Genomic DNA, 21085 nt, shown 5'->3' with positions numbered 1-21085 from the left:
GCCGAAGCACGGGGGGAGTCGTTCATACCGCGGTCTCCGCGACCGCGTGCCTTCTGGGCTCGGCGATCATGTCGAGGGACGAGGGATGCACGGTGATCTCCGGCACCGGCCGGACGGTTGCGCCAGGTACCGGCCTCAGCCGCCAGCGTGACGCGATGAGCGCCGTAATGACGACGGCTTCCATCAGGGAGAACTGGTCGCCGATGCACATCCGCTTGCCGACCCCGAACGGGATGAAAGCTCCCCTGGGTGGCTGAGGGCGCTCGGGCAGCCAGCGATCGGGGTCGAAACGCAGCGGGTCGGGGTATAGGTCCGGATCTCTGTGCATCGCGTACGGACTCCACATCACATCTGTTCCCGCAGGCAGGTTGAACTGCCCGAGCTGCACCGGTGAGATGGTCCGCCGGGTCAGGATCCAGGCGGGGTTGTGCAGGCGCAGGGTCTCGTCGATGAGCCTGCGGGTGAAGGCGAGCTGCGGTATGTGTTCGGCGGTGAGTTCGTCTCCGGCGAGCACGGTGTCGACCTCTTCGTGGAGCCTGCGCTCCAGCTCCGGGTTGCGGGCGATCTCGTGGAACAGCCATGCGAGGGTGACCGCGGTGGTCTCGGAGCCGGCGGCGAGCAGGGCAGTGATCTCCGCCGTGATCTCTTCGTCGCTCAGGTTTCCGCCCGTCCCGTCCTGGACGGTCATGAGGAGCGCGACGAGGTCGTCGTACGCGTCAGGATTCGCCCGGTGGTCGGCAAGTATGTCCGCGATGGCCTTGCGCAGGACGGCGTTGGCGGCCCGGGCTCTGCGGTTGCCGCGGGTTGGTAGTCGCTCCAGTGTGGGGCTGGGCACCATGGCGTGCATGAGGGCAGCCTTGAAGACCGTGTCGACGCTGTCGAGGATTATCTGCGCCGGCTCGCGCTCCGGGTTCGAGGAGAATAGTGCCGCCATGACGACCCCCTGGGCCATGAGCTGCATCTCGTTGCACACATGGAGGATTTCCTGGTCGCGCCAGGCCGAGACGGAGGGTTCCGCCGTGGCGCGCATGCTCTCGATGTAGCCCTTGACGTGTTCACGATGCAGGGCGGGTTGCATCAGGCGGCGCCGCTTCAGGTGTGGTTTGCCTTCTGCGACCGGCAGGGGGTCTCCGCCGAAGATCTTGAGTTTGTCGAAGAGCAGTCCTTTGTTGAAGTGGTCGGACTTGCGGGTGAGCATCTCCTGGAGCAGCTCAAACGAGTTGATCACCGTGATTGTCTTCTTCGGGCCGATGACGAGTCGCACGATGGGCCCGTAGGTGCGCAGGCGTTGGACGTAGGCCAGGCGGTCCCTGAGCAGCGGCAAGGCGTGCCCGATGAGCGGTACCCGCCCGGGGGCGATCGGCGCAATACGTAGGTCGGCAGTCATGTGCCTGTCTTCTTCCCTCGCTTGTGGTTTGTGTGGTCCCTGGGCGTGATGGTGCTCCGCTCAGCTGCTACGGGTGCGCAGCATCTCCCGCGCAGCGAGCACCTCCGCTTCGATTACTGCGGTGGGCGCATACAGGGTTTTGTCGTGCCACAGGGCGGGGTGCTGGTGGCTGGGGTGCGAGGCAGCGCGCAGGTATGTCTCGGCGAGGTCCAGGGCCCGGGTGTGTTGCGGCTGCGGTGCGGGGGTGGCGGCGCTCAGCAGGATTTTGACGGCGTATGCGGTCTCTTCGACGGTGCTGCCCCACACGCCCCAGGAGCCGTCGGCGCGCTGAGTGTCAGTGGTCCACGCGGCGGCCCTCTGGACGGCCCTGGACGCGTGGTGGCCGCCGTACTGCGCGAGCGCGGTGACGCACCGCTCGGTGGCGTAGTAGGGGGAGGCATGCCATTTGTCGGTCCAGTGTCCCTCGGGTTGCTGCTGGCCAATCAGCCAGTCGCACAGCTTCGCCGCTCGGGGGCCGTATGTGGCCTCTTCCGTCGGGCAGTGCCGCCGGTAGCTCACGAGGGCCCGGAGGGCGTGGGCGTTCGCGGTGACTGATCCGGTGTCCTCGCCGATGTAGCAGTCGTAGTGGCTGCCGTTGTGGAACAGGTCCAGCGGTTCCGGGTCGTGTGGCAGGCCGACGAGCGAGGCAACCAGCACGGACATGGCGGTGTCGTCGGCATCGGTCATGAGGCCGGGCGCACCGCGCACGCCTTGAAGATCGTAGATCTCCTCGGCCCACTCGCGGACAGTGGGAAGAGCGGCAGCGGGCAGGTCGGCGCGCGCCAGCGCGGCGGCGGTCCATAGCCGTTCGACCACGCGGAGGGGTGCGGCCTCGGGGAAGAGACCGCCGTAGCGCTGCGCCACTGCTGTGAGGTCGGCGACGGCCTGAGCGACAGTGGCAGGTGACCGCGTTGCCCGTGCCGCGGTGGCGGCCGGCGAGCTGCCCAGCAGGCCTTCGACGTCAGGGACGAGAGCCGACGGTATGTAGCTGCTTATGCCTTCAAACGTGTGGTGAAACTTGACGGGTAGGCTGCCCTGCGACTCGTACCGTCTGGCCACATAAGCAGGTGCCGACTCGTGGAAGCCGCCCGGAACCGGCAGCCGGAAGCTACCGATACCCGGCATGTCCTCGCCGGTGGTCAGGGAGCCCAACTTCTCGTTGATCTCGGCTACCAGGCTGGGTACGAGTATTTCTGCTGCAGCCGTGTCCGGCCACGGGCATACCGGTGGCAGCGCGCGCAGTACGTCGAGGCCCCTGTTCACCGCGGCCGTGAGCCGGCCGGTGACCTCTGCGGACGCAGTTCTTCTTCGCAGGACCGCGAGCGCGGCCTCAACCGCGCTGAGTGTCGGCAGGAGCCGGTAGGGCAGCGGCCCCTCCCCCCAACTGCCGTCAGGCGCCTGCTGTTCCAGCAGGTACGTGATCCGCCGTGGCTCCGCGGGCAGCCACGGCGCCGCCGACAGGACGCGGGCCGTCTCGTACAGGGAGGGACCGACGCTTCCCCAACTGTCCTGGTCGGCCCTGGCCACCAGACTGGTGGCTCGTTCGGCGTAGGACGTGCCGATGGGCGTGCTGATGCTCATGGGGCGACTTCCTTCTCGGGGTTCTGATGACGGTGTGCGGCGACGCACTATGTCTGCCTGGCCGTTGCGTCCAGGGCGAGCCGGCGCAGGGAGGCTGTGACACTTCCCGAAAACGGAGCGTTGTCCAGGGCGACGAGGGCGGCCGCCCGTCGCGTGGTGATCATTTCCTCCACGGTCTGCCGGGCGCCGGTGGAGTTCAGGATCGTGCGGACCGCGGCGGCGTGCTCCTCGTTGAGGTCGCTTCGGCCGACGAACTCGCGCAGCGTTTTCAGTTCGGCCGTGGAGGCTCGCTGGACCGCGAGCGCCATCAGAACGGTGGCCTTGCCCTCGCGCAGGTCATCCAGTACTGGTTTACCTGTCTTGGCGGGATCACCGAAGACCCCGAGCAGGTCGTCCCGCAGCTGAAACGCTTCTCCTAGCGGTATGCCGAAGGCGGTGCAGGCATCGAGTACGGGTGGGGTCGCTCCGGCCACTGCCGCCCCTATGTGCAGGGGCCGCTCTATGGTGTATTTAGCCGTCTTGTATCGAATAACGTGTAATGCCGTATCCATGTCGTCGGCAAGGCGGCCGGTGGTCTGCAAGTCCAGGAGCTGGCCGTACATGACCTCGCTCCGCATTTCGGCCACCAGGGGCAGCACCTGTGCCAGTCGCTCCGGGCTGAGGTCCGCTGTGCGCAGGAGCTCATCGGACCACACCAGGGCCAGGTCTCCGAGGAGGACGGCCGCGCCCAGACCGTGTGCCTGGGCCCTGCTGCCCGGACCGCCGCCGTCGGTATAGGCGGTGGCCAGTGCACGGTGGGCGGACGGCTGGCCGCGGCGGATGTCGCTGTCATCCATCACGTCGTCGTGTACCAGGGCGAACACCTGGAAAAGTTCGAGGCTGGCGGCAGCGCGAACCGCAGCAGTCATGTCGCCTGTTTCTCCGGCGGCTTGCCATCCGTACAGGCACAGCAGGGACCGCAGTCGTTTTCCGCCGGTCAGGAGTCTGCGCAGCGCGGTGGTCAGGTAGAGCAGCTCGGCTCCTGGCGCGGCACGTTCCTTGGTGTCCAGGAACTCGGTCAGAACCGCTCCCACCTTCTGTCGCAGGGAAGAGAGGTCGGGCAGTTCCGTGGGAAATGTTTGTGTCACCGGCGGTTGATTCTCCTTCGTTCGAGACCCGTTGTCGCGGTTCCGTTCTTGCAGAGGACGGAGCATCGGCACGCGTCTTCTCGCCATGGCTGTTGCGGTGGTGCCGGCCGGCGTCCCGGTCGGCACCACCGCGACGCGATGATCGACGGCAGGTGATACGGCTTCTACGCCTCAGTCCTGACTGACGTCGGGGCCAATGGCTTGTCCCGCTCTGGGCGGGAGGGGCTCCGGCTCCAGGGGGTGGCCCCGTCGGCGTCGGGCGTCAGCGGGGTGAACCGGGCCGGGAGCGCGGTGAGCGTCCGGTAGACAGCCCCAGGGCGGTAGGTCAGCTTGTCGGCGGGAACGTCCAGTTCGATGTCCGGCAGGTAGGTCAGCAGCCTCTCGATGGCGGCGGTGGCTATCAGCATGGCGACGTCACGGGCGGGACACGCATGGGGCCCTGCAGCGAAGGCCAGGTGCGCCTTGTTCCCAGAGCGATAGCCGTCCGCCGGCATACCCGAGTGGGGGCAGGTGTTGGCGGCGGCGTACGACACCATGACGGGCGAGCCTGCGGGGATGCGAGCGCCGTGGAAGGTCACGTCCTTCTTGGGGAAGTGGACGCTGTAGTTGGCCAGCGGCGCGTCGTGCCACAGCGCGTCATCGATGGCGTGCTGGATGGGCAGGCTCCCGGTGGTCAGGGTGCCGAAATAGCGGTCGTCGCTGAGCATACGGACGAGCGTGTTGGCGATGAGGTTGCCCAGTGGCTCGTTCCCGGCCCCGAGGGTGATGAGGATCTGGTGGACGGCCTCTTCCTGGCTCAGCCCATTGGGATGATCGATGAACCAGGAGGTCAAATCGTGGCCGCGCTGTGCCGCCTTGGTCCCGTAGAGGGTTTCGAGATAGGCGCCGAACGACTGCCCGCCCGCTGCCTGTGTCTCCGGATCGCTGTCCATCATCGCCCCGAGCGCCCACACAAGCCGCGGGCCCTCCTCGTCCGGCATACCGAACAGAGCATTGAAGACCATCAGGGGCAGCTGCTGCGCGTACTGGCGGACGAGGTCGACCGTCCCGGTATCAGCGAATTCCTGGAGCAGCGTGTCGGCATAGCGGAATGTCAGGACGCGCACATCATGGGGGTCCAGGAGACCGAAGCTGTCCGTGATCACACGTCGCAGATGCGCGTGTGCCTCGCCGTCGGCGAAGAACAGACTCGGCCGCCACTCCACCAGGGGCCGGATCGGGCTGTCCTGCGGCACCTGCGGCAGCCAGCCCCGGGTGTCCTTGGTCCACGTATCGGCGTCCTGGAGGAGGTCGAGGGCGGCCCGGTAGTCGGTGACCAGGCGGACCACGACACCGGGGGCCACCTCGGCTACGCCGACCGGCCCCTGCAGGCGCAGCAGCTCATAGCTGCGCTGCGGGTTCGCGGCGTGTTCGGCCCCATGCAGGGACACGGGTGCTTCGGGTGGTGTGAGCGTCACGAGGCTTCGACTCCGGCACGGGCTATGGAATGGGCGGTCAGTTGGATGAGGGCGTTGAGGCCGCTGTTCTTCTCTCGTGCGTCACAGGTGACCAGTGGGGTCTGTGGGGCGAGGTCGAGCTTCGAACGGATGAGCGCCAGGTCGTATTTGGGTGAGTCAGGGAAGACATTGACAGCGACGGCGTACGGCAAACCGCGCTCCTCGATGAGTTCCATCACTTCCCAGGAGTCTTTGAGCCGCCGGGTGTCGACCAGGACGAGGGCACCGAGCGCTCCGAACGCGATGCCTTCCCACAGAGGAAGGAAGCGGCGCTGCCCAGGAGTTCCGTACAGGTACAGAACGATCTTGTCGCCCGGCAGGGTCAGACGGCCGAAGTCGATGGCGACCGTGGTGGTGGTTTTGTCACGCAGTCCATCGTGGCCGAGGTCATCGGTAGCGACCGCCGCGTTCGTCATGACCTCGTCGGTGTGCAGTGTCGGAATCTGCGACAGCGACTTGACTACAGTCGTCTTGCCGATACCGAGCGGGCCGGCAACAAGGATCTTGATCCTTCGGTGTTCTCCCTCAGGCAGGTAGACGGGAGGCGAGCTAGGCGGCAAGGAGAGCGTGGAGTCCACTCAGAACCTCTTCCAGGACTTCTTTCGACGGTCGGCCATCGTTCGACGCGCGGAGAGCGTCCGGAATCGGGACGCTGGCTTTTAACTGACCGTCAGTGACAAGTTGTTCGGCAAGCACCAGCGTCACGCTGACCGGGAGGCCGAGATAGCCGGCTAGTTCGACGACGCTGAGAGATCCGTCGGTCACGAGCTCGACCACGCGCTGGTGCACCGCCGTGTGGTACCTGGCGAGGGGCAGACCACTGGCACGCAGAGCGGCCAGCGAATCGAGGGTGCCCGAGAGGCCGGTGCCGGGGCTGGTTCCGGTGGCTAGGTAGGCCGGAAGCAGACGTCGCCGTTCCTGGCCGCGGCTCATGACGCCCGGTCGCTGGTACGGGCGGGAACGGACATGATTTGTTCTCCGAGTTTCATTGCCTGGCGGGCCATGGTCGCCGCGACCACCCCCATGGGCATGTCCTGATCGCCCGCTGCCGCGATCAGGGTGTTGGTTCCTTCGCCGACCGGCATGACCATGTAGGTGCCCTGATCGTTGTGCGTGGTGACGGTCCTGAGTGGAGTGCTCGGAGGGGCGCCCAAAACGGCGTTGGTGGCGGCACGAGAGGCGGAGTGCAGCGCGGCAGTCATCGCACCGATGCCGTCTGCCTCGTCCTTGGTGAGGTTCTCGGAGGTGGCCTGGACCATCCCGTCGAGAGTCATAGTCAGTGCGTGCCGAACACCAGGGATTTCGGTGATGGGCTTCAGGACCCAGGCGGACGGGCCGGTCTCTTCGTGAGCTTCAGGCATGGTCACAGTGTTTACTCCGAATCGGTGACGGACCGGCCGCTGGTGAGGCCACTTTGGAAATCGCTCCAGATGGCACCGGTGTCCTCCGGGTCCAAGGGGCGGGGCGCTGCGGCGGCGTCATCATTGGTGGCTGTCGCTGAGAAACGGCGGCGGCGCTGCGGCAGTTCCGCCGCGGCGGTAGGCGCGGGCGAGTGCGCGGGTGCGGGTGCGGGCGAGTCGGCAGTGGCGGGCCGCTTGTGAGCCTGCGGCGCCACGGCGGCTTGGGGAGCCAAGACCGACGGAGGTGTGGCGTTTTCGTCGATCGAGGTCAGCAAGTTCTCGGGAACTGACACCACAGCGCGCACCCCACCATAGGGAGAGGAAGTGTCGATGGAGACGTGGAGGCCGTAGTCGGCCACGAGGCGGCCGATGGCGGCGAAGCCCATGGACGGCGGGTCACCGAGCTCGAGGAGCATCACCTCCTGCTGTTCACCCGATATCAGACCTCGGCCGCGGGTGAGCGCTTCTGAAGTCATGCCCTTGCCAGCGTCGTCGATCGTGATGCACACACTGCCGTTGCCGGTCTGGATCAAGCTGACGTCCACCATGAGGTCGTCACGGGAGTGCTCCAGCGCGTTGGCCATCAGCTCGGCGCAGACCACAGCAACAGGCTCGGCAGCGCGCCCGACAACTCCGATGTTGGAAACGCTGAGCCGAGAAACGATGTTGATGCGTTCGAAGCCGCGCAGTCGGGAGGAGGCGCCACTGACGACCTCGCTCACGTAGGTGTCCTTGCGGACATGCCCCGGCCAGCCTCCGCACACGATGGCGGATCTCTGCGTGAGGCGCAGGTTCTGCTCATTGAGGTGGTCAGACTCAAGCAGGGTCTGCGTCAGACGGGGCGGCGCGCTGAACTCGTGCTGAAGACCCACGATATTCGTCTGCAGCCGGTAGGAGAGAGCCTGGGACTCCTGAGTCGCGCCGCGCAGGGCAGCCCGAGCGGCGGCGTCGATGCGGCGCCTCTCCTTGAGGACGATTCCAGAGACAGCTTCGGGCAGTGCGTCGAGGAGCTGTCCAGCCTCGGACCCCGCGAGATTCTTGTGCAGCAGTCCGGGGACCGGGTGATGAGAGCTGATCAGGTGCAGTGCGAGAGCGGGAAGCCGCTGGGAGGCGAGGTGACGCACTTCGTCGAGAAGCTCCGCCTCGCGGGTATTGGCTTCCTGCGTGCGGGACTCTGCGGTCTCCCTCTTCTGCACCTCGGCTCGAGCGCGGCCCTCGGCAGCCTGCACGCGGGAATTGGCGGCCTGCGCCTCCGCAGACAAGTCTCGGCCCCGGCGTATGAGTTTGCGGCGCGAGCGTGCCAGGAGCAGCGCCCAGACTGCTAGGAGGAGGGACAAGACGCCGAGGGAAAGGGCGATTTTTGAGGACAAGGTCACGGAGAGTGGTCCTAGGGGTCGGTCGAGCCTTCGAAGAACGACGCTGCGGTCTACCCCCCCATAGGTGAGTGCCGTCTCCGATGAACTGGCGGACAGGAGTAACGTGTGGCTATTTGTGGACCGTTCGTGCAGGACAAAATTGGCACCGCAGACAAACGACTGCGAGGCCGAGTCGGGGCCCGAGGAATGGCTCGAGCCGAAAGCGCGTTCAGCTTACTGGAGTTGATCTCTGCACGCAGCGGTGGAGGGCCCCGCAGTTACGAGTCAGATGATCTTTGCTTGTGGGGTTCCCGCTGCTCGCACGGCGTGGACAATGGCACTCTCCGCCAGCCGGTCGTGCTCCCACAAGAACACCGCTCCAGCCGCGAAATGACCTTCGGCCTCGAGGAAGCCCGGCAGTGGACTGCCGCTGCCGCAGCCCGCTCGGCGCTCGGCGCTTGACGAGCCTGCTGCTCGAAGAAAACCCCTACGCGGCCGCTCACTTCGCCGCAGTAACCGACTGAACGTTCATGCATGCCCTGTGGCATCAGGTCCGCTCCCACCGGCCGCTCGATCTGGCGTGGCAAGAGGCGGCGGCCTGGATGTTCGGTGAAGCCGGATACCTCGGCCCATGGCCGCACACCACCCAGCTCATCGCCGATTACGCGGTTTGGGAACGAGTGCAGCAGCTCGCTCTCTTGCGGCACGCAGAGGTCTGCGTGATTTCACCTGCGGCACACTCGGCGGTCATGGCGGCTGCCATGATTCTGGACCCCGCAGATCTGCTCACCCTCGACCGCGATACCGACATCCCTCTGCGAACTGGCCTCGTGGCACTGCCGGAACCGGTCGTTCTCCTCAGCCGGGACACCGAGCTGGGCGACCTCAGCGTTCTGGGCTGGACCTTCAACACCATGTACGGCCCTGCCGGCGAGGAGTTCCCAGCAGTCGGGGTCAGCGGCATGTCCCGCCCCGCCGGCCCCACTGGGACCCCGTCGTGGGAGGAGTTCCTGGCAGAGGCGAAGGCCGGCGGTCACCCGATACCTCCGTGGTTTCCCGCGGGGACCAACGGCATGCGCGCAGATGCCTCCTCAAGGACTACGTTGGAGCACGCCGAGGCAACGGTTGCTGCCCAGGGGCGGCGCATGCTCCACAGCGCCGTCGGAGATCTGGCCGGCGTCGACCATGAATCGGCGCCTCACACCGCTCAGTGGAACGGTGAGCCGATCGAGGACCCGTATCGCGACTTCCCGGAACGGTATCTCTTCGCATTCTGGCGCCTCGCCGCACAAGGCGTCACCACAGCGACCGGCGGAACAGCCCCGCCCACGGGCGGCACCGACCGTCCAGGCTCTGATAGGGACCCCCTCGCTCCGGACCCCGGATCGATCCGCCTGATCGACTTGCGGAGGTCACCGGACCGCTCCCGCCGAACAGGAGAATCCTTCGACCCACCGCGCTACAGCCACCGATGGCCCGTGCGCATGCACAAGGTCCGTCAGTGGTACCCCAGCCTCGGCCGCCATCGGATACTCCTGTCAGGTGGGCTTCGACGGTTCCGAGGCGCAGTACCTGCCCGACCACTTCACCCCCGTCATCGCCGCCCTCGCGCGCGTCCTTGCCCTGCCCGTATCGGCCGTACCGCCAAAGCCGTAGGTTGGCGGCCCTGCTCCGCCGGTGAACTGATGGCTGGGTGACCCCGGCACAGTCGTCGTGTACGACGCAGTGAGCATGTTCGCGTGTACCCGGCTGGGCACTTCGATGAGTACTCCGACAGCGGCGGAGCCGTGCGCCGCTACGCCGGCGCGCACATGAACGAGATCAGTCCCAGTCGGACGGTGGCTGCTTGACCCTGCCGCCTGTATGCGGCAGCCGCACGTAGTCCTCGGCGCCGGAGGGAAGGACAGAAACGCAAGCTGCCGAGCAGGCATTGACCAAGAGAGGCAGGACATCGGTGGCCACCCGCAGAGAGATCCACACTTGGTGGAGCCCGCCCTGCTCGATCGGCCGATCGCAGACACTGCACCCACGGATGGCTGTGGTTCCCCAGCGCCGGGCATCAAGCTCTGTCAGGTCGAGATCAGCAACGGAGTCCTGCCAGGGCTGGAGCCGGGGGAAGGGAGGACGGAGCTTGTAGTTCCCGAACAGGGCGCGGGTGCTTACTGTGCTCCGGGCCAGCTTGGAGCATTGGGTGATCTCGTAGGGAAACCAGTGCAGCCGGTATGAGGTGTAGGGGGTGAACTCCTCCAAGCTGCTCATTGCACCGATCTCGGGCGGTATTCGGACCAGGTTGCTGCCGTAGAGCACGAAGTGCTTGACCGCCGTCAGTTTGGCGATGCTCGGTGGCAGGGTGATGACCTGCCGTCGTTCCTCGGTGCCGAGTTCGACGAGAGGACGGAACTCCTCCCGCCCGTCGTCCGCAGCCTCGTCGACCAACTCCAGCAGACGTTGCCACCCAGCGGCCGAGGTGTCCTGGCGCTCGGCGTGGAAACCGACGCGGGCTCGCGGACGGGGCTTGACCTGGTCGAAGCACACGCACACATCCCGGTAGGAACCATGTCCCCCTGGTGCCGGGTCCGATGTGTCACCCCGCCGGTTCACAAAGAGTCTCGGTTCTCCTTCATCCACCATGGGCCCAAGGTACGGATCTTCATCTGGCTGGCCCAGTGCTTACTAATGGCCAGTCGAACCCGCTCCCAACCGCCACCTCCAACTGTGGGCCGGCGACCGGGCTCATCGTCTCACCACTCCCGGAATCCGCGAACCCGCGCGTGCCCGCGCCAAGCTGAACCGGATGGCGGCGAAGATGACACGCCCTCCCAAGAAGCAGAAGGCCCGGCCCCTCGCGCAACTGCGCGCCGACTGGAAGAAGAGCGCGATCGACACCTCCGGGGTGGCCGTCGACATAATCGAGTCGCTCCTTGAGCACGCCCGCGCCGCAGCCCGAGCGATCCGGGCCGGGTCGCCGCCGTGGTCGACGTCGCCCTGGCGGCCGTCGACGTCACCGCCATCGTGTTCGTGATGAACAAGGACGCCTTCTTCCACCGCCGGCACCTGCTCGCCGAAGCCCGCCGCCACCTCGCCCTCGTCCTGCGCGGCCATCGCCGCGACCCCGACCTGGACGACCGAATCGTGAACGCCGGGCTCTCCACCCACTGCCTGGATATCAGCGAGCCGAAGACATCGCGCGGCCAGGAGCCCGGCTACCGCCTCTACACCGCCCGGTGGGCCCTGTCCGACCTCGAACCCGCCCGGCGCTCACCAACTCCCGTGCCTGACCCGGACCGGCAACCCTCGGCCGACCCCGGCGCGCCGGCCGCGCCCCCGGACCAGGAGCCGGGGGAGTGGGAGATACCGCGCGTGCCGCTGAGCTACGAGCGTGCTGTCCTCGCCGGTGCGGTGGTGTGGGAGAAGCTGCGCACTGCCACCGCGACGGCTGTGGGGGGCCGGGCGTACGACGTCGCCGCGCACCAGCAAGCGGCGAGCCCCCGAGCTGCTGCTCGCGCCACAGGACGCCGACCCCGCCCGCCCGGAGCTGGAGGACGAGGGGCGACCACTGCTATATTTCCGGAGGCCGTGCGAGAGATCGAGGAGGTGGTACCCGTGAACGCAGTATCGACATGGGTGCTCCCCTCTGGGGTCACGGTCGGGCGATAGACAGGTCGTCCGGGAGCGCCGTTCCAGTGCACTCCCGAAAGGCACGACCATGCATTTCACTTCCGAGCAGCGCCTCGACGACGGCGTCCTCGAACGCGAATTCACTCTCGGTGAGATCCCCGGCATCCTGTGGACACCTGCATCCGCATCCGCGCCGGCGCCGCTGATCCTGCTAGGCCACCCGCCCCTCGGGCTGCGCAAGATGTACCCCCGACTGGTGGCCAGGGCCCGGCACTCCGCGGCGGAGGGCTTCGCCACGGCCACCATCGAGCTCCCCGGAAGCGGCGACCGGCCCCGTTGGCCCGCCGTCGAGCAGGCCCGCGCCGATCTGCGCCGGGCGATGGAGGCCAGCGAGCCGGTCAGCGACGAGATCGTCGACGCCCTCATCCTCCCGCTGGTCGAAAAGGCGGTCCCGGAATGGCAGGCCGCCCTGGACGCCCTCCTTTTGCTGCCCGAGATCGGCGGCCCGGTCGGGTACTCGGGGGGAGTGATCTCCATTGGCATCCGGCTTGCGGTGGTCGAGCCGCGCATCGTGGCCGCCGGTTTCTTCGCCGGGAGTTTCGTGCCTCGCACCATGTTCGAGGAGGCCCGGCAGGTCACTATTCCGCTGCACGTCCTGCTGCAGTGGGACGACGAACGGAACGACCGGCAGGCGGCTCTGGACCTGTTCGACGCCTTCAGCTCCAAGGAGAAGTCCCTGCACGCCAATATGGGCGGGCACACCGGCGTCCCGCAGTTCGCGGGAGACGCCGCGGCCCAGTTCTTCACCCGACATCTGAAGTGAGGCCGGGCCGTGAGACCGGCAGCAGACGGTAGCTGATGTCTGCCGGCATTCCGCTCATCGAGGACAGGTCCTGGCTCTCCACAGCTCTCCACACTGTGGGCCCCTGCTGAACTCTCGGCAGGGGCCCGTGCTGCCTGAAGTCATGAACTGTTCGATTTCTGCGGAGCTTCGAGTGCTGCCCAAACGCGTGTACAGGTGCTGTCGGTTCTCGCGGTTCTCGTGAACAAAGCCAAGAGGGGAACGATGAGGGACAGGGGCAGCTCCTGACGTACGGCCGTCGTGCCGATCACGACGACGTCCCAGCAGCCTCCAGCCGGCGGCCTGTGGACAGCGGCCGGAGATTTCTCCCTCCGCTCCACGGGAGGGGAGGAACTAGGCGTGTGAGGCGTAATCGGGCCCCCTTGTCCAGCTGCCGACTCGGGCGGCGAACCGGGTAGCCACCCCTTGTCCGGGTCCGCCGCCCGGTCGCGGTCGCCACGTTTTTTCTTGACCACCCTCGCTGGCGGCCACCGTCAGACCGCGGTCAAGGGGTACCCCCGCACGCTGCTCCTTCGGATCAGCGCCCCGACCGGGGCAGAGAAGGAGACGCGACGATGACAACCATTCATCGACTGAGCCGGATGGCTGGCCCGCAGCGGGCAAGCCGAAGTGGGCTCCTTGGGCCCCCACTTCGGAGGGCACTTGAGGACCCCCTTTGGTGCCCGACACCCGAGGCCCGGAGAAAGTCCCTGGTCAGAGTGCTCAGCCGGCCACTGCCTCCTGCTGAGGCTCGGCCGCAGCGGGCTCCGAGGCGGCCGTCGCGGTGTAGAAGACCGACGAGCCCTGCTTGGTTCGTTGAGCCTGGCTCTTGGGGTGCACCCCACCGCCCGCGGTGCTCATGAGCCGGAGAGGACCCCGGTGCCGGCTCGGGAGGGAAGTCGGCACCGGGATCGGACGCTCAGGAGTTCCCGCGGTAGCCGTCGACGGTGATGTTCGTGACGGTCGCCCCCAACGGATCAGCGAAGTAGTCGGGGTCGGCCAGCGCGATCGTGATCGGCGTGATCCGTTGCGATCGGTACCGAAGGCCGTCCACCGCTCCGGAAGCCAGCTGCGCTCCAGTGGCCACCACGGACGTCTCGCCGAGGGTGATCCGGTACTTCGTGTCCGCCTTGAACGTGCCGGACACGGTGACCCTGGCCGCGTTCCAACCGATGTTGCCATCCTGGCCGGCCAGCCACCCGGTCACGGAGGACGCATTGCGGCCGCCGTTGATGGGCGAGAGCCGACTGGTCAGAGAACCGGCGGCGATCGAGAAGTGCCGGTCCACGCTGACGGCGGTGCCGGCCGGCCGCACGAGCGGCGCACCGTCCGTGTGCACCTTGATGACCGGCAGGTCGGCATCGGTCGGCTGAGCCGGCAGGGTGATCACCAGATCGTTGCCGTCCATCCGGTACGGCAGTTGGTCAGCCGTGCCGTCCACTGTGACGTCGAGGATCGTACTGGCCATACCGGGCAGCCTGATGTCGCCACCGCCGTTCGGCCAGCTGCTCACGCCGAGGTAGACCGCGTTGCCCTTGATCGTGCTGTCGCCCCAGGACATCCGGCCGTAGAGCGTCGGCCGGGCACCCTCGACGGCGTTGGGGTGGCGTGCATTCCAGGCGCCGATTCCGGCCATCACACCGGCCTGGAAGTCGTCGATGGCGCCGTTGCCCTGCGGTCCGACGTTCAACAGGTAGTTGCCGCCGCCCGATGTCACGGTGAACAGGGACCTGACCTGCTGGGTGGTCTTGGACGTCTTGGAGGCGTCGGAGCGATCGGCGCTCGGCCAGGTGCAGTAACCCCAGCACATCGGGAAGATCGAGTAGGCAGACTGCCACGGCGCCTGCAGCTGTCTGGTCGGCACCGAGTTGTCGCCGCCGACCTCGAAGTCGCCCTTGTTGTTCCAGACCCGGGAGTTGACCATGGTCTGTGGCTGCAGCTGGTGCACCGTCGCCGCCATCTCCGCGCTCTGTGCGGCGGTCGGCTTGCCCATGTCGAACCACAGCTCGTCGAGCTGCCCGTACTTCGTCAGCAACTCGGTCAGCTGCGACTTGATGTACGGCATCATCGAGTCGGGAATCGGGTTCAGGTTCTGATACGGCTCGGGGGTCTGCAACGTCCAGTCGATGATGGAGAAGTACAGACCGAAGCCCATGCCCTGAGCGCGGCAGGCGGTGCTCAGCTCCTTGATGGGATCACGGCCGAACGGTGTCTGAGCAACGACGTTGTAGTCGGTGGTCGCGGTGTCCCACATGGCGAAGCCGTCGTGGTGCTTCGACGTGAGCACTAAGTACTTGGCACCCGCCGCCTTGGCGGTGGCGCACCACTGGGCAGCGTCGAACTTGTCGGCGGTGAACTGGTGCGCGCTGGCCAGGTAGTCGGAGGTCGGGATGTTCATCCACGCCTTGATCTGCTCCGGGTAGCCGATGGTCTGCTGCACCCCGTTGTAGTAGCCACCGTAGGAGGAGAACATGCCCCAGTGCACGAACATGCCGAACTGGAGCTTCTCCCAGTTCGCGATGTTCGTGTCGGTGCTCAGCGGGATCGCTGCGGGGTAGGCATCGATGGGCTTGGGGGCTGGATTGGCCTGGGCCGGGCCGCCGGCGGCCAGAGCACAACCGGCCACGAGGGCGGCTGTCGCGAACGTCGCCTTCAAACTTCTGGTCAAACTGGTGACTTGGGGGTGCATCGTCGCTGTCCTCCCGCTGCTTCTGCAGCCGTGCGTGAGTGGGATCTCCTGGCATCCGACTGGACTCAAGCATCGGTTCTATTGATCTTGAGGCTGCCTAATGAAGCCTGTCAAGGGTGCTTGCAGCGAGAAAGAGCTGAAATCATCGGAGGTATGCCGTCGATGGGTCGCATTGGATGGGGCGAGCCCCAGTGTCCGGGGCCCGAGGAGGAACGAACCAGGAAACCGGCGTTGCTGTCAGAGGGCGTTCAGCGTGGGCGAATTGCTTCTTATGTCCTAGTAGGTTCCTCGCCAGGTTGGCGTGGTCTCGTCCGTTATGCGCTTGGCGAGGTTGTCGATCGAGGCGACGTGGATCATGGCTTCGGAGCTGGCGGTGAGGGTCTCGTGGTCGCGGGCGAGACGTCGGTGCATCATGATCCAACCGGATGGGTGGGCCGCGCGGCGAGGTGCTCGCCCGGGGCAAGTCCTTTTCCGCACGGCCTCCCGCCGAACCGGACATGACGGTTTCCCTGTCATCCGGCTCTCCAGTGACTACTGCGTGAGTGATTTGGCAGGACGTTCTGAATGGATTCGGTCATGGCAAGCGTCGCAAGCCACAACCGTTTTGCGACGCCGATGAAGCATGACGCGCGCCCAGTCAGAGGGCTGCCATCCGGCATGTGCCAGGTCGGCGAGCGCACGGACATGGTGCACTTGCACGTTGCCCTTGCTTCCGCAGATCTCGCACGTATCCGCCAAGAGCCTCGCGATGAGCTCCTTCTGCGGATAGTCCACTCGGACCGGCGCACGGTCGGCTAATTCTGCCGTCCGCTGCCGTTGGAGTGGAATTCCACCGAACCGCGCTACCAGTGGTTTCCTGTTCTTCCGTTCGATACGGGCCTCAAAAGCGATACGTGGCCCGTTGGGTGTTTCGAAGGTGGTCTTGTATTTCGCTGCCATCTTCGACACCGTAGAACGGTGCTTGCCAGCAAGAGTCTTGAGCATTGATGTCTCCATGACCCATTGCAGGCGGTGCAACCGGTAGACGTCACCGGCAATCAGGTAGTACTGGACGATTCCCCGATAGACGGTCCCGAAGGTGGCGACGATCGCGTGGTCGTCGCTATTCATCAGGGCCGGTTGCTTCGCAGGTTTTCCGCGAGCAAGGTAGGGGGAACATTTGGCCTTGATCACATCCAGTGGGACACGCAGCGCGATCTGCCCGTTGACCACGCGACGGCCGCGGGTGATTTTGTTGCTGTTCTGCTGAGTTGTGATCTCGTAGCCGAGGAACCGTGCCGCCTGGGTTCGGGCATGGGTGATCAGCGTCTTTTCCTCCGAGAGTTCCAGCTTGAGTTCGTCACGCAGGAATTCCGCCATACGCTGTTTAATTTCCTCGGCTTCTGCCTTCGGTCCGGTGAACCCGAGTAGGTGGTCATCTGCATAGCGGACGTAGCGCAGCCGCCTGAACCCCGGATCATCAGGATCGGCGCTTGGCAGGCTGTGCATCTGCTGGCGCAGTCTGCGAGCTTCAGCCCGATCACCGCGCCGGCGTGCCCTTGCCAGCGCATTGGCCACCGCAAGGTATTCCGGGTTACGAGCCCGGCGTTCCCCTCGGGTGTATTCCGGAATCAGAACCTTCTCGACGAACTCATCCAACTTGTGCAGGTAGATGTTGGACAGGACAGGGGAAGCAACTCCGCCTTGCGGTGCTCCGGAGAGCGTGGCTCCCCACCTCCAGTCCTCCACGTATCCGGCCGTCAGCATGTTGCGCACCAACCTGAGGAACCGGTTGTCGCGGATCTTCTCGCCAAGAATCGAGAGCAGGATCTGGTGATCCAGGCTCCCGAAACAGTCGGCGATATCCCCCTCAACAAACCAAGAGGTTCCGGTCCAAGTGTGAGCCACCTCGCGCAGAGCGGTGTGGCAGCCCTTCCGGGGCCGGAAGCCGTGGGAATGGTCGGAGAATGACGGCTCGTAATATGCTTCCAGTAGAAGGCGTACGACTTCACCGACAAGCTTGTCCGACCATGTTGGCAATCCCAATGGCCGCGTTGTCCCGTTCTTCTTGGGAATATTCACGCGTCGCACTGGACGGAATCGGTAACGCTCGTGGCGCATCGCATCAGTGATGCGTCCGATCTTCCGCTGGGACATGCCGTCCACTGTTTCCCTCGTGACTCCGGGTGTTATCGCGCCATGGTTGGCATAGATGCGCCCGTAAGCCAGCAGATACAACTGCGGGTTGAACATTTGGCGATACAGTTCATCACACAGCAGACCACGCCTGCCGCGCTCACGCAGGACACCCAGCACCGTTTCGGCGCTCTGCATTTCGCATACCTCCCGAGTCTCGGTGTCCGAATCACCTGGCCCCCTTCGCCCGATTGTGTACGGCTTTCCCGTCCTCCTTGGCCGGTCGTTACTCCGGCGACTACTACGGGGCCTCCGTCGCCATAGGACTCGCGTCCCGTAGGCGATCCCACGTTCATCTCTGTTTGTACGTACTAGCGCGACTTAGGCGTCCCACTCATCTCCTTGAATGCCCTCGTTGGGCATCGCTCCGCGTTCCGGAGGTGCACCGGACAAGTCTCGAATCCAGTGCAGAACGTGGCGCCGGTTTCAGTAGTCTTTCCGGCGGATGGGAACTTGCATCTTCTGGAGATTGGGCTTCAAACAATCCAGTCTTCGCCATATCGCGCGGGCCACCCAGCACACCGTCTCTGACAACTGAGCCCGGTCGCTGGTTTTCTGGCATGCTGTTGTCCCCTTCACCTTTCGGATCCAGGTAAGCCATCTGGCCCAGGAACCTCCTTCCAAGTTCCTCCCGGCTGAACCGGGGATACAAACAGAGCGCCTCGTGGCGCACATACTCCGCTCCACTACCCAGCGCCTTTTCACGACGTGAAAGCCGCGAACTCCGGGGTTTCTGTTGACGACTTCGACGTCGATTCCGAGCTGCGCGCCGTCCTCGATGACGGCCTTCTTGAAGCCGGTGTCTACCCAGCTCTTGGCGATGGTCGGGTACGCCTTCTTGGCCTGGTCGAGGAGGCGTATTCCCAGGGCGTTTTCGGAGAGGCCCGCGGCGGTGACGGTCACGACGAGGATCAGGCCGATCGTGTTGGTGAGGATGCCCTGCTTCCGGCCCACAATCTTCTTCGCGGCGTCCGTTCCCTGGCTGGTCACAGGAACATTGGTGGAGGTCTTCACGCTCTGGGTGTCAATGACGGAGCCTGTGGGTTCGGGCTTGCGTCCCTCCTTCACGCGGGCCAGTGCCGTCAGATCGTAATTGAGCTGGGTGAAGATTCCCTCGTCGCGCCAGGCCGCGTAGTAGGCGTAGACGGTGCCGTGGTTCGGGTCGGCGGAACCCTTCGCGAGTACCAACATGCCGCCTGATCAGGGCAGATGATTAATCGGCATCCGCAGAGTCGGGGTCATGTCGTATCTGTCTTGGGTTGTTGTCCTTGCCCTCGCCCTCGTTGTGGCGATTGGGATCATCTGCGGCTTGATCACAGGCATTTTGAGCTGGGCAGGCGGGGCGAACATGGCGAACTCGGTACTGCGGGGAGGAGCGTCGCTGGGTGGGGTGCTCGTCATCGGTATCGCGCTGCTGACGGCGCTCAACTCTCTGAAATAGGGCTTGTCCGCTTCTCGACATCATCGGATGGACAGTGGACGAGATCGACACCTGCGTCGCCCTGCCCACGGAGCTCGGGCAGTTCGGCGCAGGGGAGGCGGGCGATGTGCGACTTGCGCATCGGCGACTGCCGCCGCTGGAACTGGTGCGGCGACACCCCATGACCGGGGCGTCGGCGGTGGGCGTGGGAGCCGCTGAGCTGTCCGGCGGCCGGGCGGGCTGCCTCGGTGCGGGCATTCTCGCCTGGGAGGCGGCCGGATCCGAGCCGCGGCCCGCCCCGCCGTGCATACAGATGCAGCGGAACGCGGGCCCGCGATGTTCATTTATGAGCGCAAGAAGCATTTTGCAAACATCTATTGACATGCGGATGGCACGCCCGTCACAGTCATCCCGCCAGTGATCCCGACCACGTCGAATCTGGAGTCCTTCATGTCTGAAGTCCCCGCAGTCTCGCGGCGATCGGTTCTCGGAGGGGCGGTGGCCACGGGCGCGATCGCCATCGGCTTGGGAGCCGCCGGGTCCGCCCCCGCGCTCGCCGCGCCGGGCGCTTCCGGGGCGGTCACGGCCTCCGAGCCGCGCCGTATTGCCGGCCAGACATCCATGATCAACGTGCCGTACGAGGTGCACCGGACCGTCCGGGTCGCCGTCATCGGCCTCGGTAACCGCGGCAACGGCATGACCAATGGCTGGTCCGCCGTTCCCGGCTGTCAGGTGACCGCTATATGCGACATCCGCGCAGACCGCGCCAAGCGCGTCGCGGACGACCTGGTCAAGGCAGGCAAGCCGCGCCCCGCCGAGTTCGGCGGCTCCGCCGACTCGTACGCCGAGATGCTCAAGCGGGATGACATCGACCTCGTCTACATCGCCACGCCCTGGGAGTTCCACTACCAGCAGGGCAAGGCCGCGCTGCTGGCCGGCAAGCACGTCATCGTCGAACTTCCCATCGCCACCCAGCTCGACGAGCTGTGGGACCTGGTCGACACCTGCGAGCGGACCCGACGGCACCTAATGCTCGCCGAGAACTGCTCGTACGGCCGCAACGAGCTGGCCACGCTCAAGATGGCACACGAAGGCGTGTTCGGTGACGTCACGAACGGTCACGGCGGCTACCTGCACGACCTGCGCGCCCTGCTGTTCTCCGACACGTACTACACGGATTCCTGGCGCCGCCTGTGGCACACCCGCAGCGTCGCGTCCTTCTACCCGATGCACGGTCTCGCCCCGATCGCCGCGGCGATGGACATCAACCGCGGCGACCGGATGACCACGCTGCGCGCCACCGCGACCGCCCCGAAGGGCCTGGCCGACTACCGCGAGCGCTTCGTCCCCAAGGGCCACCCCTCGTGGGAGGAGACCTACATCAACGGCGACCTCGTCACCTGCATGATCGAGACCGCCAACGGCCGGACGATCCGCGCCGAGCACAATGTGAGCGAGCCCCGCCCGTACAGCCGTATCAACAGCCTTGCCGGCAGCCGCGGCCTCTTCGAGGACTACGCCGGCACTTCCTCCACGGGCGCCCGGGTCTACTTCGAGCCCGACCACAGCGATGACTCCTGGCGGGACTTCGAGTCGTACCGCAAGGAGTTCGACCACTGGCTCTGGAAGAAGATCGGCGACGACGCCGCGAACAACGGCGGCCACGGCGGCATGGACTACGTCCTGCAGTGGCGCACCGTGCAGCTGATGCGGGCCGGTCTCGTGCCCGACATCGACGTGTACGACTCGGCGGCCTGGTGCGCGCCGGTGCCGCTGAGCGTCATGTCCCTGGAGAAGGAGGGCAAGCCGGTAGCGATCCCGGACTTCACCCGGGGCGCGTGGGTGAACCTCCGTCTCGGCCTCGACTCGCGCATGATCGAGATGCCGCCCGCGTGACTCCGGTCCACGTCCAGCCCTGCCCCCTGAACCCTGGCCGAGCACTGCCCGAACCGTAAGA

General features: G+C 65.9%; 17 protein-coding genes and 2 pseudogenes. 5 read left to right on the top strand and 14 right to left on the bottom strand.

The genetic code is table 11. The features are described from left to right. Window positions 1-22: 22 nt before the first annotated feature. The 9 genes from OG395_RS08165 to OG395_RS08125 form a co-directional block, all read right to left on the bottom strand. Window positions 23-1387 carry a cytochrome P450 gene (locus tag OG395_RS08165; protein ID WP_327242280.1) on the bottom strand — a complete coding sequence of 455 codons (1365 nt, stop codon included), beginning with the start codon at window positions 1385-1387 and terminating at the stop codon, window positions 23-25. Between the two features lie 60 nt (window positions 1388-1447). Further along, window positions 1448-3007 carry a prenyltransferase/squalene oxidase repeat-containing protein gene (locus tag OG395_RS08160; protein ID WP_327242279.1) on the bottom strand — a complete coding sequence of 520 codons (1560 nt, stop codon included), beginning with the start codon at window positions 3005-3007 and terminating at the stop codon, window positions 1448-1450. A 47-nt stretch (window positions 3008-3054) separates the two neighbouring features. Further along, entirely contained in the window at window positions 3055-4134 is a 1080-nt protein-coding gene (locus OG395_RS08155; RefSeq protein WP_327242278.1) for a polyprenyl synthetase family protein, read from the bottom strand. Between the two features lie 164 nt (window positions 4135-4298). Next, on the bottom strand, window positions 4299-5591 hold the full coding sequence (locus OG395_RS08150; RefSeq protein ID WP_327242277.1) for a cytochrome P450: 1293 nt from the start codon (window positions 5589-5591) through the stop codon (window positions 4299-4301). Beyond that, complete coding sequence (locus OG395_RS08145; protein ID WP_442818527.1) at window positions 5588-6208, bottom strand: GTP-binding protein; 621 nt, start codon at window positions 6206-6208, stop codon at window positions 5588-5590. The genes OG395_RS08150 and OG395_RS08145 overlap by 4 nt, the downstream gene beginning before the upstream one ends. After that, complete coding sequence (locus OG395_RS08140) at window positions 6180-6563, bottom strand: DUF742 domain-containing protein (RefSeq protein ID WP_327242276.1); 384 nt, start codon at window positions 6561-6563, stop codon at window positions 6180-6182. The genes OG395_RS08145 and OG395_RS08140 overlap by 29 nt, the downstream gene beginning before the upstream one ends. Further along, window positions 6560-6991: a roadblock/LC7 domain-containing protein gene (locus OG395_RS08135; RefSeq protein ID WP_327242275.1), complete on the bottom strand. Its 432-nt coding sequence runs from the start codon at window positions 6989-6991 to the stop codon at window positions 6560-6562. The genes OG395_RS08140 and OG395_RS08135 overlap by 4 nt, the downstream gene beginning before the upstream one ends. 11 nt (window positions 6992-7002) lie before the next feature. Further along, on the bottom strand, window positions 7003-8406 hold the full coding sequence (locus OG395_RS08130) for an ATP-binding protein (protein WP_327242274.1): 1404 nt from the start codon (window positions 8404-8406) through the stop codon (window positions 7003-7005). Between the two features lie 1800 nt (window positions 8407-10206). After that, window positions 10207-10920 (bottom strand): leucine-rich repeat domain-containing protein, encoded by a 714-nt coding sequence (locus tag OG395_RS08125; protein ID WP_327242273.1) that lies wholly within the window; start codon window positions 10918-10920, stop codon window positions 10207-10209. Window positions 10921-11191: 271 nt separating this feature from the next. Between OG395_RS08125 and OG395_RS08120 the strand changes: the two genes are divergently transcribed. The 3 genes from OG395_RS08120 to OG395_RS08110 are packed head-to-tail and all read left to right on the top strand — an operon-like array spanning window position 11192 to window position 12826. Next, window positions 11192-11407, top strand: a complete 216-nt coding sequence (locus OG395_RS08120; RefSeq protein WP_327242272.1) for a hypothetical protein — start codon at window positions 11192-11194, stop codon at window positions 11405-11407. Then, window positions 11356-12042: a hypothetical protein gene (locus OG395_RS08115; protein WP_327242271.1), complete on the top strand. Its 687-nt coding sequence runs from the start codon at window positions 11356-11358 to the stop codon at window positions 12040-12042. Before OG395_RS08120 ends, OG395_RS08115 begins: the two co-directional genes overlap by 52 nt. 49 nt (window positions 12043-12091) lie before the next feature. Continuing rightward, window positions 12092-12826 (top strand): alpha/beta hydrolase, encoded by a 735-nt coding sequence (locus tag OG395_RS08110; protein WP_327242270.1) that lies wholly within the window; start codon window positions 12092-12094, stop codon window positions 12824-12826. A gap of 741 nt (window positions 12827-13567) precedes the next feature. Here the strand turns inward: OG395_RS08110 and OG395_RS08105 are convergent. From OG395_RS08105 to OG395_RS08085, 5 genes and pseudogenes are all read right to left on the bottom strand, one after another. Continuing rightward, on the bottom strand, window positions 13568-13705 hold the full coding sequence (locus OG395_RS08105; protein ID WP_327242269.1) for a hypothetical protein: 138 nt from the start codon (window positions 13703-13705) through the stop codon (window positions 13568-13570). A 58-nt stretch (window positions 13706-13763) separates the two neighbouring features. Further along, window positions 13764-15533 carry an alpha-L-fucosidase gene (locus OG395_RS08100; protein ID WP_327242268.1) on the bottom strand — a complete coding sequence of 590 codons (1770 nt, stop codon included), beginning with the start codon at window positions 15531-15533 and terminating at the stop codon, window positions 13764-13766. Between the two features lie 276 nt (window positions 15534-15809). Next, window positions 15810-15956, bottom strand: a pseudogene (locus OG395_RS08095) (IS5/IS1182 family transposase); the annotation flags it as partial. 108 nt (window positions 15957-16064) lie between these two features. Further along, window positions 16065-17846 carry a reverse transcriptase/maturase family protein gene (locus OG395_RS08090; protein ID WP_327242267.1) on the bottom strand — a complete coding sequence of 594 codons (1782 nt, stop codon included), beginning with the start codon at window positions 17844-17846 and terminating at the stop codon, window positions 16065-16067. Between the two features lie 534 nt (window positions 17847-18380). Beyond that, window positions 18381-18869: pseudogene (locus tag OG395_RS08085) on the bottom strand (transposase); the annotation flags it as partial. Window positions 18870-19017: 148 nt separating this feature from the next. On the opposite strand from OG395_RS08085, the gene OG395_RS08080 reads away from it, so the two are divergent. Beyond that, on the top strand, window positions 19018-19149 hold the full coding sequence (locus OG395_RS08080; protein WP_327242266.1) for a hypothetical protein: 132 nt from the start codon (window positions 19018-19020) through the stop codon (window positions 19147-19149). 429 nt (window positions 19150-19578) lie between these two features. Beyond that, window positions 19579-21024: a Gfo/Idh/MocA family protein gene (locus tag OG395_RS08075; protein WP_327242265.1), complete on the top strand. Its 1446-nt coding sequence runs from the start codon at window positions 19579-19581 to the stop codon at window positions 21022-21024. Window positions 21025-21085: the final 61 nt, after the last annotated feature.

Origin of the sequence: Streptomyces sp. NBC_01320, assembly GCF_035974375.1 — a bacterium.
Lineage (GTDB): Bacteria > Actinomycetota > Actinomycetes > Streptomycetales > Streptomycetaceae > Streptomyces > Streptomyces yanii.
This window is presented reverse-complemented; position numbering and strand designations above follow the sequence as displayed.